The organism is Mycetocola tolaasinivorans (assembly GCF_003667565.1).
Classification (GTDB): Bacteria; Actinomycetota; Actinomycetes; order Actinomycetales; family Microbacteriaceae; genus Mycetocola; species Mycetocola tolaasinivorans.
Genome location: NZ_RCUX01000006.1, coordinates 1 through 15,074 on the forward strand (window position 1 = coordinate 1; position 15,074 = coordinate 15,074).

Annotated in this window: 15 protein-coding genes and 2 rRNA genes; 11 read left to right on the plus strand and 6 right to left on the minus strand. The window is 66.4% G+C overall.

The window, feature by feature from the left end:
- Positions 1–4 precede the first annotated feature (4 nt).
- A 5S ribosomal RNA gene (gene rrf, locus D9V32_RS08345) occupies positions 5–121 on the plus strand.
- Between the two features lie 217 nt (positions 122–338).
- On the opposite strand, the gene D9V32_RS08350 is transcribed toward rrf (D9V32_RS08345), so the two are convergent.
- Both D9V32_RS08350 and D9V32_RS08355 read right to left on the minus strand, forming a co-directional pair.
- Positions 339–1,031 (minus strand): response regulator, encoded by a 693-nt coding sequence (locus D9V32_RS08350; RefSeq protein WP_121648459.1) that lies wholly within the window; start codon positions 1,029–1,031, stop codon positions 339–341.
- A gap of 9 nt (positions 1,032–1,040) precedes the next feature.
- On the minus strand, positions 1,041–2,540 hold the full coding sequence (locus D9V32_RS08355; protein WP_183086240.1) for a sensor histidine kinase: 1,500 nt from the start codon (positions 2,538–2,540) through the stop codon (positions 1,041–1,043).
- 211 nt (positions 2,541–2,751) lie between these two features.
- Here D9V32_RS08355 and D9V32_RS08360 point away from each other — a divergent pair, with 211 nt between their 5' ends.
- The 10 genes from D9V32_RS08360 (at position 2,752) to D9V32_RS08405 (ending at position 12,039) form a co-directional block, all read left to right on the plus strand.
- Positions 2,752–3,429, plus strand: a complete 678-nt coding sequence (locus tag D9V32_RS08360; protein ID WP_183086241.1) for a DUF4352 domain-containing protein — start codon at positions 2,752–2,754, stop codon at positions 3,427–3,429.
- Positions 3,430–3,552: 123 nt separating this feature from the next.
- Positions 3,553–4,743 carry an ROK family transcriptional regulator gene (locus D9V32_RS08365; RefSeq protein ID WP_121648461.1) on the plus strand — a complete coding sequence of 397 codons (1,191 nt, stop codon included), beginning with the start codon at positions 3,553–3,555 and terminating at the stop codon, positions 4,741–4,743.
- A 61-nt stretch (positions 4,744–4,804) separates the two neighbouring features.
- Complete coding sequence (locus D9V32_RS08370; protein ID WP_121648462.1) at positions 4,805–6,082, plus strand: extracellular solute-binding protein; 1,278 nt, start codon at positions 4,805–4,807, stop codon at positions 6,080–6,082.
- A 158-nt stretch (positions 6,083–6,240) separates the two neighbouring features.
- Positions 6,241–7,227: a carbohydrate ABC transporter permease gene (locus tag D9V32_RS08375; protein WP_121648463.1), complete on the plus strand. Its 987-nt coding sequence runs from the start codon at positions 6,241–6,243 to the stop codon at positions 7,225–7,227.
- A complete protein-coding gene (locus D9V32_RS08380) occupies positions 7,224–8,144 on the plus strand; it encodes a carbohydrate ABC transporter permease (RefSeq protein ID WP_183086242.1) in 921 nt (306 codons plus the stop codon). Before D9V32_RS08375 ends, D9V32_RS08380 begins: the two co-directional genes overlap by 4 nt.
- A gap of 3 nt (positions 8,145–8,147) precedes the next feature.
- Positions 8,148–9,668 (plus strand): glycoside hydrolase family 3 protein, encoded by a 1,521-nt coding sequence (locus D9V32_RS08385; protein ID WP_245982195.1) that lies wholly within the window; start codon positions 8,148–8,150, stop codon positions 9,666–9,668.
- Complete coding sequence (locus D9V32_RS08390; protein WP_121648464.1) at positions 9,665–10,585, plus strand: ROK family protein; 921 nt, start codon at positions 9,665–9,667, stop codon at positions 10,583–10,585. Before D9V32_RS08385 ends, D9V32_RS08390 begins: the two co-directional genes overlap by 4 nt.
- A 1-nt stretch (position 10,586) precedes the next feature.
- Entirely contained in the window at positions 10,587–11,360 is a 774-nt protein-coding gene (locus D9V32_RS08395) for a glucosamine-6-phosphate deaminase (RefSeq protein WP_121648465.1), read from the plus strand.
- Between the two features lie 28 nt (positions 11,361–11,388).
- A 5S ribosomal RNA gene (gene rrf, locus D9V32_RS08400) occupies positions 11,389–11,505 on the plus strand.
- A 279-nt stretch (positions 11,506–11,784) separates the two neighbouring features.
- Complete coding sequence (locus D9V32_RS08405; protein ID WP_121648466.1) at positions 11,785–12,039, plus strand: type II toxin-antitoxin system Phd/YefM family antitoxin; 255 nt, start codon at positions 11,785–11,787, stop codon at positions 12,037–12,039.
- 44 nt (positions 12,040–12,083) lie between these two features.
- Here the strand turns inward: D9V32_RS08405 and D9V32_RS08410 are convergent, their stop codons facing one another.
- From D9V32_RS08410 to D9V32_RS08425, 4 genes are all read right to left on the minus strand, one after another.
- Positions 12,084–12,806, minus strand: a complete 723-nt coding sequence (locus D9V32_RS08410; RefSeq protein ID WP_121648467.1) for an MBL fold metallo-hydrolase — start codon at positions 12,804–12,806, stop codon at positions 12,084–12,086.
- Positions 12,807–12,867: 61 nt separating this feature from the next.
- Positions 12,868–13,125, minus strand: coding sequence for a helix-turn-helix domain-containing protein (locus D9V32_RS08415; protein WP_121648468.1), 258 nt, complete (start codon positions 13,123–13,125; stop codon positions 12,868–12,870).
- A 60-nt stretch (positions 13,126–13,185) separates the two neighbouring features.
- Positions 13,186–13,923 (minus strand): FadR/GntR family transcriptional regulator, encoded by a 738-nt coding sequence (locus D9V32_RS08420; protein ID WP_121648469.1) that lies wholly within the window; start codon positions 13,921–13,923, stop codon positions 13,186–13,188.
- Between the two features lie 127 nt (positions 13,924–14,050).
- On the minus strand, positions 14,051–14,977 hold the full coding sequence (locus D9V32_RS08425) for an NAD(P)-dependent oxidoreductase (protein ID WP_121648470.1): 927 nt from the start codon (positions 14,975–14,977) through the stop codon (positions 14,051–14,053).
- Positions 14,978–15,074 lie beyond the last annotated feature (97 nt).

The window sequence follows — 15,074 nt, forward strand, 5'->3', positions numbered from 1 at the left end:
GTGTTTCGGTGGTTATAGCAAGAGGGAAACGCCCGGTTACATTCCGAACCCGGAAGCTAAGGCTCTTTGCGCTGATGGTACTGCAGGGGGGACCCTGTGGGAGAGTAAGTCACCGCCGGACTTCTTTACAACACTTTGTGTGTTGCAGGTTTAAGCCCTGGCCTTTCGAGGTCGGGGTTTTTCTTGTTTAACCCGCACCTGTATGGCGGGTGGGGTGTTGCGTGGGTGTGGGGTGGGTTGGCGCGGCTGTGCCTTGCCCAGAGAGCGTGTGTGTGGGGTGTGTGTTGTGTGTGTTGTGGTCTTGCCTGGAGGGTGAGGCTTTTACTGTTTAACCGGGCTCACGCGTCCAACCCAGAACGCGCCACGATCACCGCGATCTCGGTACGGTTACGAGCGCCGAGCTTCAGCTGAATGTCCTGCAGCGTTGACTTGACCGTGGAGTCCGCGACAAACAGGCGTCGGGCGATCTCCGCGTTGGCAGAGCCGTCCAGCAGTGCGAAGGCGACGTCGCGTTCGCGGGGTGAGAGCAGCTCAACGCTCTGACGAGCCCGCTCCTGCGGAGCGCCGGCGCCGCCGGCGCGTACCCAGTCGGCCAGGTGTGCGGCGCTGCGCGGGGAGAGCGCGGTCTCGCCGCGAGCAACCCCGCGGATGGCCGAGGTGATCGCGTCCGGTCCATCGGATTTCAGGATGAATCCCGCGGCGCCCGCGGCGATGGCCTCAACCACTCGGGGGCCGTCGTCAAACGAGGTCATCATGACAAACTGCGGGGAAACGGGAAGACCCTGCGCGATCGTGACCGCGGCGACCCCATCGATACCGGGCATCCGGACGTCGATGAGGACTACATCGGGCGTGAGCTGCGCACAGGCAGCCATGAGCTCGGCACCGTCCAGCCTGGTCCCCACGACACGAATATCGGGAGTGGCCTGGAGGATGCTGCCAACCCCGGTGTGCACAAACGGGTCGTCATCGACAACGAGGACGCTGATGTGGGGCACACCCGAGGGTGCGGAAACGCTGGCGGAAGTCACCCCTCGATTCTAGGGGGCGGGTGTCGCCTGCCCGGCCGGAACCTCCGGCGGAATCCAGGGCAGCCAGGCGAAGATGCCAAAAACGCCGCCGTCATCGGTACGCGCGGTGAGCGTTCCACCCAGGAGCTGCGCTCGTTCGGTCATCCCGGTGATACCGTGACCGCCGCCCACCGACGTGGGTGTGAGCCCCGCTGGGCATGGATTGGTCAGTGTGAGGGTGAGCCCGCTCCCCGGGCCCCCACGCAGGGACAGTGAGACCGTCTGCCCGGGAGCGTGTCGGCGCGCATTGGCGAGGGCCTCCTGAACGATCCGATAGCAGGCGTGGGCGACGCGCGGATCACAGCCCGCGGCATCGGACAGAAAGACGTTGGAGACGATTCCTCCCGGCAGCGCCTCGGCGGCCTCGATGAGGTCGGGGAGATCCGCGAGGGAGGTGCGTCCGCCGGCGACGCGCGTGCCCGGCGAGGGGTCACGCAGCACGTCCACAACGTGTCGCAGATCATCGAGGGAACGCTGAGCGGACTCCCGCACCACGCTTGCGGCACCGGCGAGGGCGGCATCGCTCTCCCGTGCGTTGACCTCCAGCGCCCCGGCATGCAGGGAGAGCGTGGAAAGCCTCGAGGCGAGGGTGTCGTGAATCTCTCGGGCCACCTCCTGGCGCTCACGCTGCCGGGTGACCTCATCGCTGAGGGTGGCAGCGCGGCCGCGGGTATCCACGACCTCCGTGAGTGCCACATCGCGTTCGGTGCGCGCGCGCAGGACCAGCCCCGCGGAGACAAACGGCAAAACCATGACGAGCGTTACCGCGGGGAGTAGCCACGGCAGGGCCGCCTGGACCTCGGCGTAGGGTGCATCCCTCCCCAAAAAGCTCGCCGTGAGGGATGTGGGCACCGCGCGGGAATCCCAGTACGCAGACACCGTGCAGGCGAGCGTTACCGCAGCGGTCAGAATCCACACCCACTTTCCCCGGCGGAAGCGCAGTACCGAGACGAGGCCGATTAGCGCGGGGAGTGGGGTGGCGGGCAGCAGGATCGCGAGTCCCGCACCCAGTGCGGTGACGAGGAAGGGGTAGCGAAAACGCCAGATCAGAAGGATCGACAGCCCCACGGCGAGGAACGCGGAGATTCCCGCGGCCGCGGTAATCACCGCGTTTGTGCCGGGCGCGCCCGCTTCCACGCCACCCGAGTGCTGCACCACGGGCGTCAGCGCAAAGAACAGGCTGACCCACACCCACGTGGTCGTGGCAGTGCCTCGACGAATACGACGAAACTGCCGGCCGGGAGCGCGCGCGGGCTGGCCCTGGCGCGAAGGTGCTCCCGTCGGGGCTTGGGTGCTCCCCCGAACGCTGATCAGCGCGGGCTGTCCACCCTGCGCCGGCAGGGTGGCGTATCCGGGCGGAAGCGTGGGGAACGCATCGTGAGCGGGCGCGCCAAAACCGGGGTGAGGAGGCACGTATCCCTGCGTGTTGGGGGCTCCAGGGTGCGAGCCCGGAGGCAGGGGAGAGGTCATGCCCTTCATCGTAGGGCAGGGCAGCCGTGCGCCGCGGCCGCCAAGCGGGGGGAGCGAATACCGCGGAGAATCCCCCCAAACGGCGGGAGACATCGGCCCGTTTGGCGGGAGCGCGCGGGTGCCTCGCACTGGTTATCTGGGTCTCGGGTCGATTCGCGGCCCGGCGACCCGCTCGAATAGCGGCGCACCCGACTCGAAGGACACAGCAACCATGAGCACTCCCCAGAACCCCATCTATGCCCCGGAACCGCAGCACCAGGCCCTGCCGCCGGTGAAGAAGCGCAGCTGGTTTGCCCGGCACAAGGTGCTCACCGTGCTGGGCATTGTGGGGGCGATCATCGTGGTGGCCAGCGTCGCCGCGGGTGGCGGATCGAAGGGCGATGGTGTCGTGGCCGTGAAGACCCCGGCGGCTGGGGAACCCGCCGCTCAGGAATCGGGGGCCGAGGAACCGGCGAAGGAGGAACCGGCCAAGGAAGCGCCGGGCAAGGATCTTCCCGCGATCGGCACCCCGGTGACCGCCGGATCCATGGAGTTCACCGTGACGGGAGTGGAAGAGGCCGGTGCCAGCGTCGGCGGCCAGTATCTCTCGGCGACCGCCCAGGGCCGATTTGTGCGCGTTGCGCTGTCAGTTAAGAACGTGGGAAATAATCCCGAGACCTTCCTCGTGAACTACCTCAAGGTGGAGGACTCGCAGGGGCGGAGCTTTAACGCGGACAGTAGCGCCACGATCTATGACACGGCATCGGCAGACACCTGGATTTCCGAGATCAACCCGGGAAACGCCGTCACCGGATCGGTGATTTTTGACCTGCCGGCGGACGCCGAACTTGCCACGCTGACGGTGTCGAATTCGGTCTGGGGAAGCGGAAAGAAGATCGCGCTGAACTAGGCTCGGCGGCGTGTTCCGGTCGCCCGGGTGGCGGCCGGAACACCCTTACCGTCGGTAACGTTTTTGTCACGTTCACCCCAAAATTGCTTGCGCTTAGTTTGTTCGTAAGCTTTACTAACAAACATGACTCAGGGAGTTGACACCGATCGCAACGTAGCGACGGGGCGCGTGCCTCGTAGCGGCACCGCCGTGCGCGGGCTTCGGCCCACTGCAAAGGCGCTGCCCGAGCACGCACGCAGCCACAACCGCTCCCTCGTTCTCCAGCAGCTCTACCGCACCGAGGGGCTCAGCCGCGCAGACATCGCGCGCAGCACCGGTCTCACCCGCGTCACGATCTCCGACCTCGTTGCCGAGCTGATCGGGGAGGGCCTGATCGCCGAACTCGGTCAGCGCGAGGCAGCCCGCCCGGGCAAGCCCGCTACCCTGCTCTCGCTCAACGTGAACGCGTTCCACCTCATCGGCATGGATCTCTCCGACAAGGTCGCGTTCCACGCCGCCCGCTTCGACCTCAGCGGGGCCATCATCGAACGCGCCTCGCACCCCCGCGGCTCCGCCGTCGGTGACGACGCCCTGGAAATCGTCTACTCCCTCGTCGATGGGCTGATCGCCGATCGCTCGGCACCGATCCTCGGCATCGGCGTGGGCAGCCCCGGTGTGGTTGACGGCAACGGCCGCATCCGCACCGCCCCCAACCTGGGATGGCACGACCTGCCGCTGCGGGACCTGCTCGAGGCCCGCTTCGCCCTGCCCGTGACCGTCGCCAACGACGCCAACACCGCGGTGCTCGCCGAGCACGCCTTCGGCAGCCAAAACGCCGCAAACGACCTGATCCTGATTCAGATTGGTGCCGGTGTTGGTGCCGGGCTGATCGTCGACGGCGTTCCCGTTTCGGGCAGCCGTGCGGCCGCCGGTGAAATCGGTCACGTCGTGGTGGGCACCGATGGTGGCCCGCGTTGCGCATGCGGTAAGGACGGCTGTGTCGAGGCCTGGGTGGCCGCCGGCCGCCTCGCCGAACAGCTGGAATCCGCCGCCACCCCGGCCGAAGCACAGGCCCTCCTCGCCGCCGCCGGAGAGCGCCTGGGCATCGCCCTCGCCCCGGTAGTGGGCGTCCTCAACCTCGCCGAGATCGTGCTCAGCGGGCCCACAGAACTTCTCGAAGGTGCGTTTGCAACCGCCGTCCTCGAGACCATCCGTCAGCGCACAATCAGTGATATTCACGCTGAACTGACGCTGCGAATGACCGCGCTCGGCCAGGACATCGTCCTGCGCGGCGCGGCCGTCCTTGTCCTCTCCGGACAGCTTGGGGTTTCATAGCCGAGACCCCGAGAACGATCACATGATCACCTCGTCACACCAATTGTTAAAGGAACGCATCATGAAGAAGAAACTGGGAGTACTGGCCCTCGTGGCCGCGTCGGCCCTGGCTCTGACCAGCTGCGCCAGCAACGGCGATCCGGGATCCAGCGGGGCCCCCGCGGCCGACGCAAAGATTCGCGTTTGGCTCGTGGGAACAGACACCCCGAAGGAAGCACGCGAGTACCTCACCACCACGTTCGAGAAGGAAAACCCGGGATCAAAGCTGATCATCGAGGAGCAGTCCTGGACCGGTCTCGTGGACAAGCTCAACACCAACCTCTCGGGTAGCGACAGCCCCGACGTGGTTGAGGTGGGTAACACCCAGGCCGCAGCATTCACCTCGGCCGGTGCCTTCCTCGACCTCACCAAGGAGTTCGACTCCCTCGGTGGCAAGGACCTGCTGCCCGGCTTCGTTGAGGCCGGAAGCTACGACGGCAAGTTCTACGCCGCACCGCTCTACTCGGGCGCGCGCCTCGTGTTCTTCAAGAAGGACGCACTCTCCGCAGCCGGGCTGACCGTTCCCACCACGCTGGCCGACTACGTATCGAACGGCAAGAAGCTCGCGGCAGACAACGCCGGCAAGTCGGGTATCTGGTGGCCCGGACAGGACTGGTACAACGCCCTCCCCTTCATCTGGGAGAACGGTGGCGAGGTGGCCACGTTCAAGGATGGCAAGTGGTCCTCGGCCTTCTCGACCGCGAACTCGCTCGAGGGTCTGAAGCAGGTTCAGGACGCCATGGTCAACGCCTCGCGCGCACCGAAGGACGGCAAGGAAGACAACCCGCAGGTTGGTTTCTGTGATGGAACCTCGCTGCAGCTCTCGGCGCCCAGCTGGGTGAAGTGGTCGATCCTCGCCCCCGCCGACTCGGAGACCCCGGGCTGCCCGGACCAGGAAGAGAACCTGGGAGTCTACGCTCTGCCCGGTAAGGATGGCGGTGCCGCTTCGGTCATGGCCGGTGGCTCGAACATCGCCGTGTCGAACAAGTCGAAGAACCCGGAGCTGGCAACCAAGGCGCTGAAGATCATCCTCAGCGACGAGTTCCAGACCATCTACGCAAAGAACGGTCTCGTTCCCGCGAAGCTCTCGCTGGCCAAGGAACTCGGCACCGATGAGGTTGCCACCGCAACCGCCGAGGCTGCCGGTAAGGCTCGTCTGACCCCGCCGTCGCCGAAGTGGGCAGACGTCGAGGCAGCCGGTCTGCTGCAGGACTTCTTCGTGAAGATCGCTCAGGGCGGCGACGTTGAGTCGCTCGCCAAGGAGCTCGACAAGAAGATCGACGGCGTTCTCAACGGCTAACGCCACCGGATCGGTCGCGGCGCTCGTCGCGACCGATCCTCCCCACGCTGGGTCGGCCGGGGGACCACACACCCCCGGCCGACTCTATTTCTCCAGAGCATCGCCCCCGCGAATTACCCGGTCGCTATCCCCACCATCTCACTGAAGAGAGACCCAGTATGTCTACCCTGAACAGCGCTCGACCGCGGGTGCCAGACGAACCCAAGGAACCCGAGCTTCCACAGCCCGCCGGGCCCAAGCTCAGCGGGCGGGCAAAACTCGGAACGAAGCTGACGCCCTATGGGCTGCTGGTTCCCGCCCTCGCGGTCCTTGCGGTGGTGATCGGCTGGCCGCTGATCAACCTCATCATCATGTCGTTCCAGAAGTTCGGCCGCGCCCAGGTTTTTGGTGCCCCGCCGGAGTGGATCGGCTTCGGCAACTATGCGAAGGTCCTATCCGACTCCACCTTCTGGGAAGTCCTCGGCCGCTCGCTCCTGTTCTGCCTCGTGTGTGTGGTCTTCACCATGCTGCTGGGCACGCTCATCGCGATGATGATGGTGCGTCTCACCAAGTTCTTCCGTCTCCTGCTGTCGGTTGGTCTGCTGCTGGCCTGGGCAATGCCCGCGCTGACCGCGACCATCGTCTGGGGCTGGATCTTTGACACCGACTACGGTGTGATCAACAACGTGCTGGTCAACGTGTTTGGCCTCGATTTCCAGCAGCACTCCTGGCTGATCAACCCCGTCTCCTTCTTCTTTGTCGCGGCGATCATCGTGATCTGGGGTGCCGTCCCGTTCGTGACGTTCACCGTGTACGCCGGCCTCACCCAGGTGCCCGATGAGGTGCTCGAGGCCGCCTCCCTCGACGGTGCCGGTTATGTGCAGCGCTTCCGCCTGATCGTCTTCCCGTACCTGAAGTCAATCTTCGTGGTGATCACGATCCTGCAAATCATCTGGGACCTTCGGGTGTTCACTCAGATCTACGCGCTGCAGGGTATCGGTGGCATCAAGGAACAGACCAGCACGCTCGGCGTGTACATCTATCAGACCTCGCTGGGTAGTGGCGAGTACGGCATCGGTGGTGCCATCGCCGTGATCACGGTGATCATCCTCATGGCCATCTCGCTGTACTACGTCCGCCAGAGCATCAAGGAGGAGGAGCTGTGACCACGCAGACCCCGCTCGCCCCGGCCGCCACCCGCGTCCGCCCGCCCGCGTCCAGGACCGCCGGCAACGGTGCCGTCCGTCGCCGGAAAACCACCACCGTTGTGCTGAGCATCATTTCGGTCTTTATCTTCCTCTGCGCCGTTTTCCCGGTGTACTGGATGATCAACACCTCGTTCCAGCCGAACAACGAGATCCGCTCCTCGACCCTGCACTTCTGGCCCGACAACTTCACCCTGCGCAACTACTACACGGTGCTGTTTGAGCCCGGCCGGACCCCGTTCCTGCCCGCGCTCGGTAACTCCCTCGTGGTAACCCTGCTGACCGTGACCATCGCGCTGGTGTTTGCGTTCCTGGCGTCGCTCGCCGTGACGCGCTTCCGCTTCAAGAGCCGCAAGGCCTTCATCCTCACCATCCTCATCATCCAGATGATCCCGGCCGAGGCGATGATCGTCTCGACCTACCGGGTGCTTGATGGCTGGCACCTGCTCAACACCATCATCGGTTTGACCCTGGTGTACGTGGCCACGGTGCTTCCCTTTACCATCTGGACCCTGCGCGGGTTCGTGAACGGTATCCCGGTGGAGCTCGAGGAGGCCGGTATGGTCGATGGGCTCTCCCGCTCCGGCGCGTTCTGGAAGATCACCTTCCCGCTGCTCGCCCCGGGCCTCGTGGCCACCGGTGTGTTTGGTTTCATCCAGGCGTGGAACGAGTTCCTGCTGGCCCTGGTGGTCAACTCGCGGCCGGATATGATGACGTTGCCCGTGTGGCTGCGCACGTTCCAGACCCTCACCGGCACCACAAACTGGGCCGCCATCATGGCCGGCTCGACCCTCATGGCGATCCCCGTGATCGTCTTCTTCTTGATCGTTCAGGGCCGGATGACCAGTGGCCTGGTCTCCGGTGCCGTGAAGGGATAACCCGTGTCTGAATCCGTCCTGACCCCGGCGGTACTCCGGGCGATCTCCGCAACCATGCTGCCGGGCTTTGACGGCCCGCAGCTGCCGGACTGGTTGGCCGCCCGCCTGCGCGGGGGCCTCGGAGGAGTCTGCCTGTTCTCGATGAACATCGAGTCACCGAGCCAGCTGCGTGAGCTGACCGCGGCCATCCTCGATGCCAACCCGGATGCGGTCATCGCCATCGATGAGGAGGGTGGCGATGTCACCCGCCTGCACCACCAGACCGGTTCGCCCTTCCCGGGTAACGCCATCCTGGGCCGGCTGAACGACACCGTGGGCACCGAGGGCGTCGCCGCCCGCGTGGGCTATGAGCTCGCCGATGCCGGCGCGACGATGACCTTCGCGCCGGATGCCGATATCAACTCCAACCCCAACAACCCGGTGATCGGCACCCGCAGCTTCGGCACCGATGCCGCCACCGTGGGCGTGCACACCGCCGCCTGGGTGCGCGGGGTACAGGGCCGCGGCATTGACGCGAGTACCAAGCACTTCCCCGGCCACGGCGACACCGAAAACGACTCGCACCTGTCGCTGCCGGTGATCGATCGGTCGCTGGCCGAGCTGCGTGAGCGCGAGCTGATTCCCTTTGTGGACGCCATCGCTGCGGGTACCAACACCATCATGACCTCGCACATTATGCTGCCGCAGGTGGATCCGGTGCATCCGGCCACCCTGTCGCGCACCATCCTGCAGGATCTGCTGCGCGGCGAGCTGGGGTTCACCGGCGTGATCGTGACCGATGCGCTGGACATGAAGGGTGCCAGCGGCATTACCGGGATCCCCGAGGCCGCGGTGCGGGCGCTCGCCGCGGGCTGCGACCTGCTGTGCATCGGGAGCAACAACACCGATGAGCAGATGGGGGAGATCGAGGCCCACGTGGCCGCGGCGATCGAGTCCGGCGCGCTGCCCGCCGAGCGGGTACTCGAGGCCGCCGAGCGCCTGCGGGTGCTGGCCGATCAGGGCCGCACCGTGCGCGCTGCCGCGGCCGCTCAGCCGGTGCCGGACACCGCGTGGCCGAGCGCCGTGGCCGTGGCCGCGACCTTCGACGTACAGCCCGGCACCGTGCTGCCCGCCCCGAGCCCCGAGGCACCCGTCCACGTGGTGACGGTCGAGGGCGTGCCGAACATCGCCGTCGGGCAGCTGCCCTGGGGTCCGCACTCCGCCCAGGATGACGCCGTGCGCGCCGCCGGGCTGGTGTTCCACCTCGTGGACGGCGCGGATCTGGATGCCGCGGTAGCCGGGATCCCGTCGGGGGCACCCATCGTGCTGCTCGGCCAGAACAACCACCGCAGCGAGCGAGTTCAGCACGTGCTGCGTGCGCTGCGCGAGCGTGGCGATGCCCCCGTGACCGTGGATATGGGCTGGCCCGCTCCGGATCGCGCCGACGCGCAGATCGCGACCCTCGGTGCTTCGCGCCTGGCCGGTCAGGCCTTCCTCGGGCGCTGGTTAGCCGGGGGATTTGCCGCGGAATCGAGCGCCCGATGAGACTGGGGATCGATGTCGGCGGCACCAAAACCGCCGCCGTGATCCTCGACGATAACGATGCGGTGGTGGCGGAGCTGATCCGCCCCACCGGATATGGCCGTGACGAGGTGCTTGCCTCGGTGGTGGAATCCAGTGTCGAGCTCGCGGGCCGGGTTGGCATCACCGCCGACCGCTTCGACTCGATCGGGATCGGCATCCCCGGGGCCGTGAACTCGGCCACCGGCCGAGTGGAGCACGCCGTCAATCTCGGCCTCGACGGCTTCGAGCTGGGAACCGAGGCTGCCGCGCAGCTCGGTACCCGGGTGGCCGTGGAAAACGACGTGAACGCCGCGGCCGTGGGCGCGTACCGATACGTGTCGAGTACCGGATCCGATACCGCGCTGGGCACCGACGGCCTCGCCTACCTCAATCTGGGGACCGGTCTCGCGGCCGGAATCGTGCTCGACGGGCACCTGCGTCGGGGGAGCTCGGGGGTGGCCGGAGAGATCGGCCATATCCCCGTGGATGCCACCGGCGTGATCTGCTCCTGCGGGCAGCGCGGATGCCTCGAAACCATCGCTTCGGGCTCGGCTATTGCGCGTCAATGGCCGACCACCGGTACCTCGCCGGTCCACGATATGATGGCCGCAGCGGCTGCCGGAGACCCGGTGGCCGGTCGGATTCGCGCCCTGCTTTTTGAGGGGGTGGCCACCGCGGTTCGCATCCTCACCCTCAGCGTGGATGTGCGCACGGTGGTGCTGGGCGGAGGCGTCACGAGCCTCGGTGAACCGCTCCTGAGCGGTGTCAACGAGGTACTGGACGGGTGGGCGGAAAGCTCACCGTTCCTCGCCTCGCTGCGCCTCGGCGAACGAATCCGCGTGATCCCCAAAAACCACCCGGTGGCCGCCGTTGGCGCCGCCCTCATCGGAGTTCCATAACGTGACTGAAGTTCTTGTAGTAGCGGGCCCCGCCGCCGCCGGGGAGTATGTGGCAGACATTCTGGCTCGCGCCATTCAGACCGATCCCGAGACCGTGCTGGGGCTGGCGACCGGCTCGACGCCGCTGCCGATCTACGCGGCGCTCGCCGAAAGGGTGCGCACCGAGGGCATTGACGTGTCGAGCGTGAGTGGTTTTGCCCTGGACGAGTACGTGGGCATCGACCCCGCTCATGAGCAGAGCTACCACCACGTCATCGACGCCGAGGTCACCCAGACCCTCGGGCTGAACCCCGAGCGTGTGCACGTGCCCTCGGGCAACCCGGACACCCTGGAGTCGGCGGGTGCCGCCTATGAGGAGGCCATTCGTGCCGCCGGCGGTGTGGGCTGGCAGATCCTCGGCATCGGGGCCAACGGCCACATCGGTTTCAACGAGCCGGGTTCGCCGATCGATTCACTGACCCGTCAGGTGCCGCTCACCGAGCAGACCCGGCAGGACAACGCACGCTTCTTCGACTCCATCGACGACGTGCCGCGACACGCCATCACGCAGGGTGTGGGCACGATTCTGCGTGCCGGTCACCTGTTCCTCCTGGCCTTCGGCGAGCACAAGGCAGATGCCGTCGCGCGCGCTATTAACGGGCCGGTCAGTCCCGAGATTCCCGCCTCGGCGATCCAGCAGCACCCGAACGTCACGGTGCTCCTGGATGCGGCCGCGGCCTCCGGTCTGGACGCCGCCGAATACACCGTGGTCACGGGCACCCCCGCGGGCGTGTAGACTAGACACATAACCACGAATTAGCTGTTTCGGTGGACATAGCAAGAGGGAAACGCCCGGTCACATTCCGAACCCGGAAGCTAAGGCTCTTTGCGCCGATGGTACTGCAGGGGGGACCCTGTGGGAGAGTAGGACACCGCCGGACTTATAATTCGAAGCCCCTCGACTGGATTCCAGTCGAGGGGCTGGTTCGTTTAACCGGCGCTGTTCTGTGTGAGCATTCCCGCCTCGACCAACTGATCGGCGGCGTTCTGTGCGGTGGCGGCGCTGTTGCGCAGCGCGCATAACAAAGCTTCTTCCGTTTTCCTTTGGTATGGAGCGCCACATGCACGGGACGCGGGCTCGCGTCGGCACCGATTCCTCGGCCTGCAGGGTTCACAAAATCAACTGTGTACACATTTGCACATGTCGCTACAACTGACGTATGGATTCCCTCACCACTGAAATCGCCACTCGTGAGCTGCGTGGGCAGCTCTCGGACGTACTGAGCCGCGCTCGCTACGCCGGAGAGCGCATCGGGGTGACGCGCAATGGAAGGCTTGCGGCCGTACTCGTGAGCGTCGCGGACATGGAGGCGCTCGAAGCCTTCGAGGCCGCCCAGGACGTTGCCGCATATCGTGACGCGAAAGCGGCCGACGACGGCCAGCGTGTGAGTCTCAAAGATCTACGCCGAGATTAGTAGGTGCCCGCCCCCTGACCGGAACCCAGCCTGGGCCGGTTCGTCTAATCGGCGAAAGGGTCGGCGGCCGCCGCGATCAGGGCGCTCGCGTCGTGCAGGATGGCCTCGCCGTGCCCAAAGCCCGCGATGCTTGCCCCGGCCTTGGCGATACGATCGGCGGAGTGCCGGGTTCGTGCGCGATCAACGTTGAACACCCCGAGGATTACCTCGCCGAAGAATTCCGCCACGGTGTCGCCGGTCAGGACTACATCCAGGGCTAAAAAGTGCAGTGCGATGCTCCCGTGGGTGTGCCCGGGAGCGGCCAGAATGTGAACACCGCCGGCGATGTCCAGGCGGTCTCCGTCGGTCACCGCGACATCCACGCGGCAGGGAGGCCCCGCGGGTGGTGCGGTGGGCTGTGCGTGAATGCCGGTTTCGGCCGGGGTGAGACGGGCTAACGGACCGGTTTCCGCGCCGCGGATCACCGCTGCTTCTGGAGCTCCGGCGATGATCTGGATCTCGCCCCAGCCGGAGATTTCCGCGGCGGCACCCGCGTGATCATCGTGGAAGTGGGTCAGGATGATTCGAGTGACGTCCGCGCGTGTGCGGCCCAGGTCGTTTAGCGCAGCCTCGATCAGGGGTGCGCTGTGGTCCCACCCCGTGTCGATGAGGGTGACGCCGGAGTTCTCGCACAGGATGTAGCAGTTGAGCGCGTGTGCCTGACCATCGGGAATCCGGAGACGGTGCAGCGAGGGAGCAATTTCGAGGAGATCACGTGGGGGAATCATGGCTCCACGCTAGCGGTGGCGCGTCGCTCCCAGGGTGAATTCCGTGCTCGGGAGAATCGAGCTACGCAGCCAGGGCAACGTCCGTCTTGGTCTCGTATGGCACAGAGCTCCGCATCACATCCAGGAGATCGGTGACACTGATCCCCAGGGCCCGGCAGATCGCGTCAATAATCTCGGAGGACGCCTCCGCCTGCCCGCGTTCGATGGAGGAGAGGTGCGCGAGCGATACCCCGGCCGCGCGGGCAACCTCGTCGAGAGTGCGTCCCTGGGCGAGCCGGAGCCGGCGCAGGGTGTGTCCAATGAGCTGACGCAACAACATACCCTGATCCTCTCGGCTCGACACGGGCGCGTCAAATGCGTCGTGTCAAAAATTGAATGGCTAGCTCGCGGGCTCTGGAACCGGGGTGGCGGTGACGTCTTCCGCGAGACCGGTTTCGAGGTAGTAACCGGTGATGTGGTCGTGGATCACGCTGCGGGCGCGCTCGGCATCGCCCGCACCAATCGCGTCGGCCAGGGCGCGGTGTTCGTGGCGGAGCCGGGTCGCGGTGGCCGGCCAGGAGGCCAGGCGGGGGAGGCCCGCCCGCACGTAGTCCTCGATCGAGGAGCGCAGGCCCGCCATGGTGGCGGTCAGGACGTGATTCCCCATCGCCTCGGTGAGTGACAGGTGGAACTGCGCATCCAGGGTGAGGAACTCCTCGGGGGAGAGGTTCTGTGACTCCATCGCCCCGAGCAGGGTGCGCGGGGTGTGAATCGTGCGTAGATCGGGGTTCTCGGCCAGGCGCGAGACGGTTTCGGTTTCGAGGATCAGGCGGGTCTGGACGATGTCCTCCACGCTGAAACCCTGCGCGGCCACCTGCAGGCGCATGAGTGCTGACATGCCGCCGCTCGGTAGAGCAACGATGATCGCACCCGAGCGCGGGCCGGATCCGCTCGCAGTACGAATGAGGCCGAGCACCTCGAGGACGCGCAGTGCCTCGCGCACGCTCGAGCGGCCCACGCCCAGATCGGCCGCGAGGGCGCGCTCACCGGGCAGGTGGTCGCCGGGCTGCAGTGTGCCGGAGAGTAGATCGTGCTCGATGCGTTCGAGTACAACCTGCCATGCTCGTGATTCCACCATTTCATCCCCCTCTGCCGCGCTGCATTGCGCCCCGTGTGTGGTCGGACCACAAACACTAACACGACGTACGCGCCCTGCGGGGTATTCGGACGAAAGGTTATCGAGCGTTTACCCGCCCGAGGCGAGGTTAGGAGCGGATCACCACGTTCTCCACGGGCTCACCGGCGAGCAGGTGCGCGACCTGGCGACGGACCAGGGCGGCCATGCGGGACATCATCGAGGTGGCCGCGCCGCCCACGTGCGGGGTGATCAGCACGTTCGGCAGCGTCCACAGTGGGTGATCGGCAGGCAGCGGCTCGGGGTCGGTCACGTCCAGCGCAAAGCGCAGCCGGCCGGATTCCGCCTCGGCCACGGCGGCTGCGGTGTTGAGCACCGGGCCGCGGGCGATGTTCACCACGAGCGCCTGATCCGGCAGTGCAGCGAGGAACGCGGCGTCGGCGAGATCGCGGGTGTCGTCGGTGAGTGGCACAGCGAGAATGACGATCTCCGCCTCGGGCAGCAGCGCCGGCAGGTCACTCAGCGCGTGTACGGGGCCGTACGGGGTTTCCCGTGCTGAGCGGGCGACCCGGGTGATCACCGTTTCGAAGCCGTCCAGGCGCGCCTCGATGGCCGCCCCCACACCGCCATATCCGACGATCAGGACGCGGCGGTCGGCGACGCTGGGCGTCAGTGATCCCTTCCAGAGGCCGGTCTGTGCGTTCAGCACGGACTCGGGGATGCCGCGCTGGGCGGCGAGCAGCAGGGCGAGGGTGAGCTCGGCGGTGGCGGCCTCGTGCACGCTCGCCGCATTCGCATAGACGCGCCCCGGGGGGAGCGTGCCCTCGACCCCGTCGAACCCGATGGACTGGCTCTGGATCAGCGTGGTGGTGACGTTCTCAATGCCGGGGAAGGGCACGTTCGGCGCGAGATAGGGGGCCACCAGCACGTCGACGTGCGCGGCCGGTGCCGGTGTCTTGAGATCCCACACGGCGAGCTCGACGCCATCGGGGAGTTCCCCAATGGCCTGGGCGAGGGTCTGTCCGGGTACGGTCACGAGAAGCGAGGGGGAGGTCATAGCTTCCACCATAGGGGTCACGGCGCCGGAATGTAACGTCATGTTGAGCGGTTTGTCATGAGGCGGGGTTAGGGTCAAGGAAACCTCGAATCAGAAC

Bases quoted from the DNA above. Each gene is read 5' to 3' on its own strand.
- D9V32_RS08420 (WP_121648469.1), bottom strand. From the start codon at position 13,923: ATGGTGGAATCACGAGCATGGCAGGTTGTACTCGAACGCATCGAGCAC.
- D9V32_RS08425 (WP_121648470.1), bottom strand. From the start codon at position 14,977: ATGACCTCCCCCTCGCTTCTCGTGACCGTACCCGGACAGACCCTCGCC.
- D9V32_RS08390 (WP_121648464.1), top strand. From the start codon at position 9,665: ATGAGACTGGGGATCGATGTCGGCGGCACCAAAACCGCCGCCGTGATC.
- D9V32_RS08410 (WP_121648467.1), bottom strand. From the start codon at position 12,806: ATGATTCCCCCACGTGATCTCCTCGAAATTGCTCCCTCGCTGCACCGT.
- D9V32_RS08355 (WP_183086240.1), bottom strand. From the start codon at position 2,540: ATGACCTCTCCCCTGCCTCCGGGCTCGCACCCTGGAGCCCCCAACACG.
- D9V32_RS08365 (WP_121648461.1), top strand. From the start codon at position 3,553: ATGACTCAGGGAGTTGACACCGATCGCAACGTAGCGACGGGGCGCGTG.
- D9V32_RS08370 (WP_121648462.1), top strand. From the start codon at position 4,805: ATGAAGAAGAAACTGGGAGTACTGGCCCTCGTGGCCGCGTCGGCCCTG.
- D9V32_RS08405 (WP_121648466.1), top strand. From the start codon at position 11,785: ATGGATTCCCTCACCACTGAAATCGCCACTCGTGAGCTGCGTGGGCAG.
- D9V32_RS08375 (WP_121648463.1), top strand. From the start codon at position 6,241: ATGTCTACCCTGAACAGCGCTCGACCGCGGGTGCCAGACGAACCCAAG.
- D9V32_RS08415 (WP_121648468.1), bottom strand. From the start codon at position 13,125: ATGTTGTTGCGTCAGCTCATTGGACACACCCTGCGCCGGCTCCGGCTC.
- D9V32_RS08360 (WP_183086241.1), top strand. From the start codon at position 2,752: ATGAGCACTCCCCAGAACCCCATCTATGCCCCGGAACCGCAGCACCAG.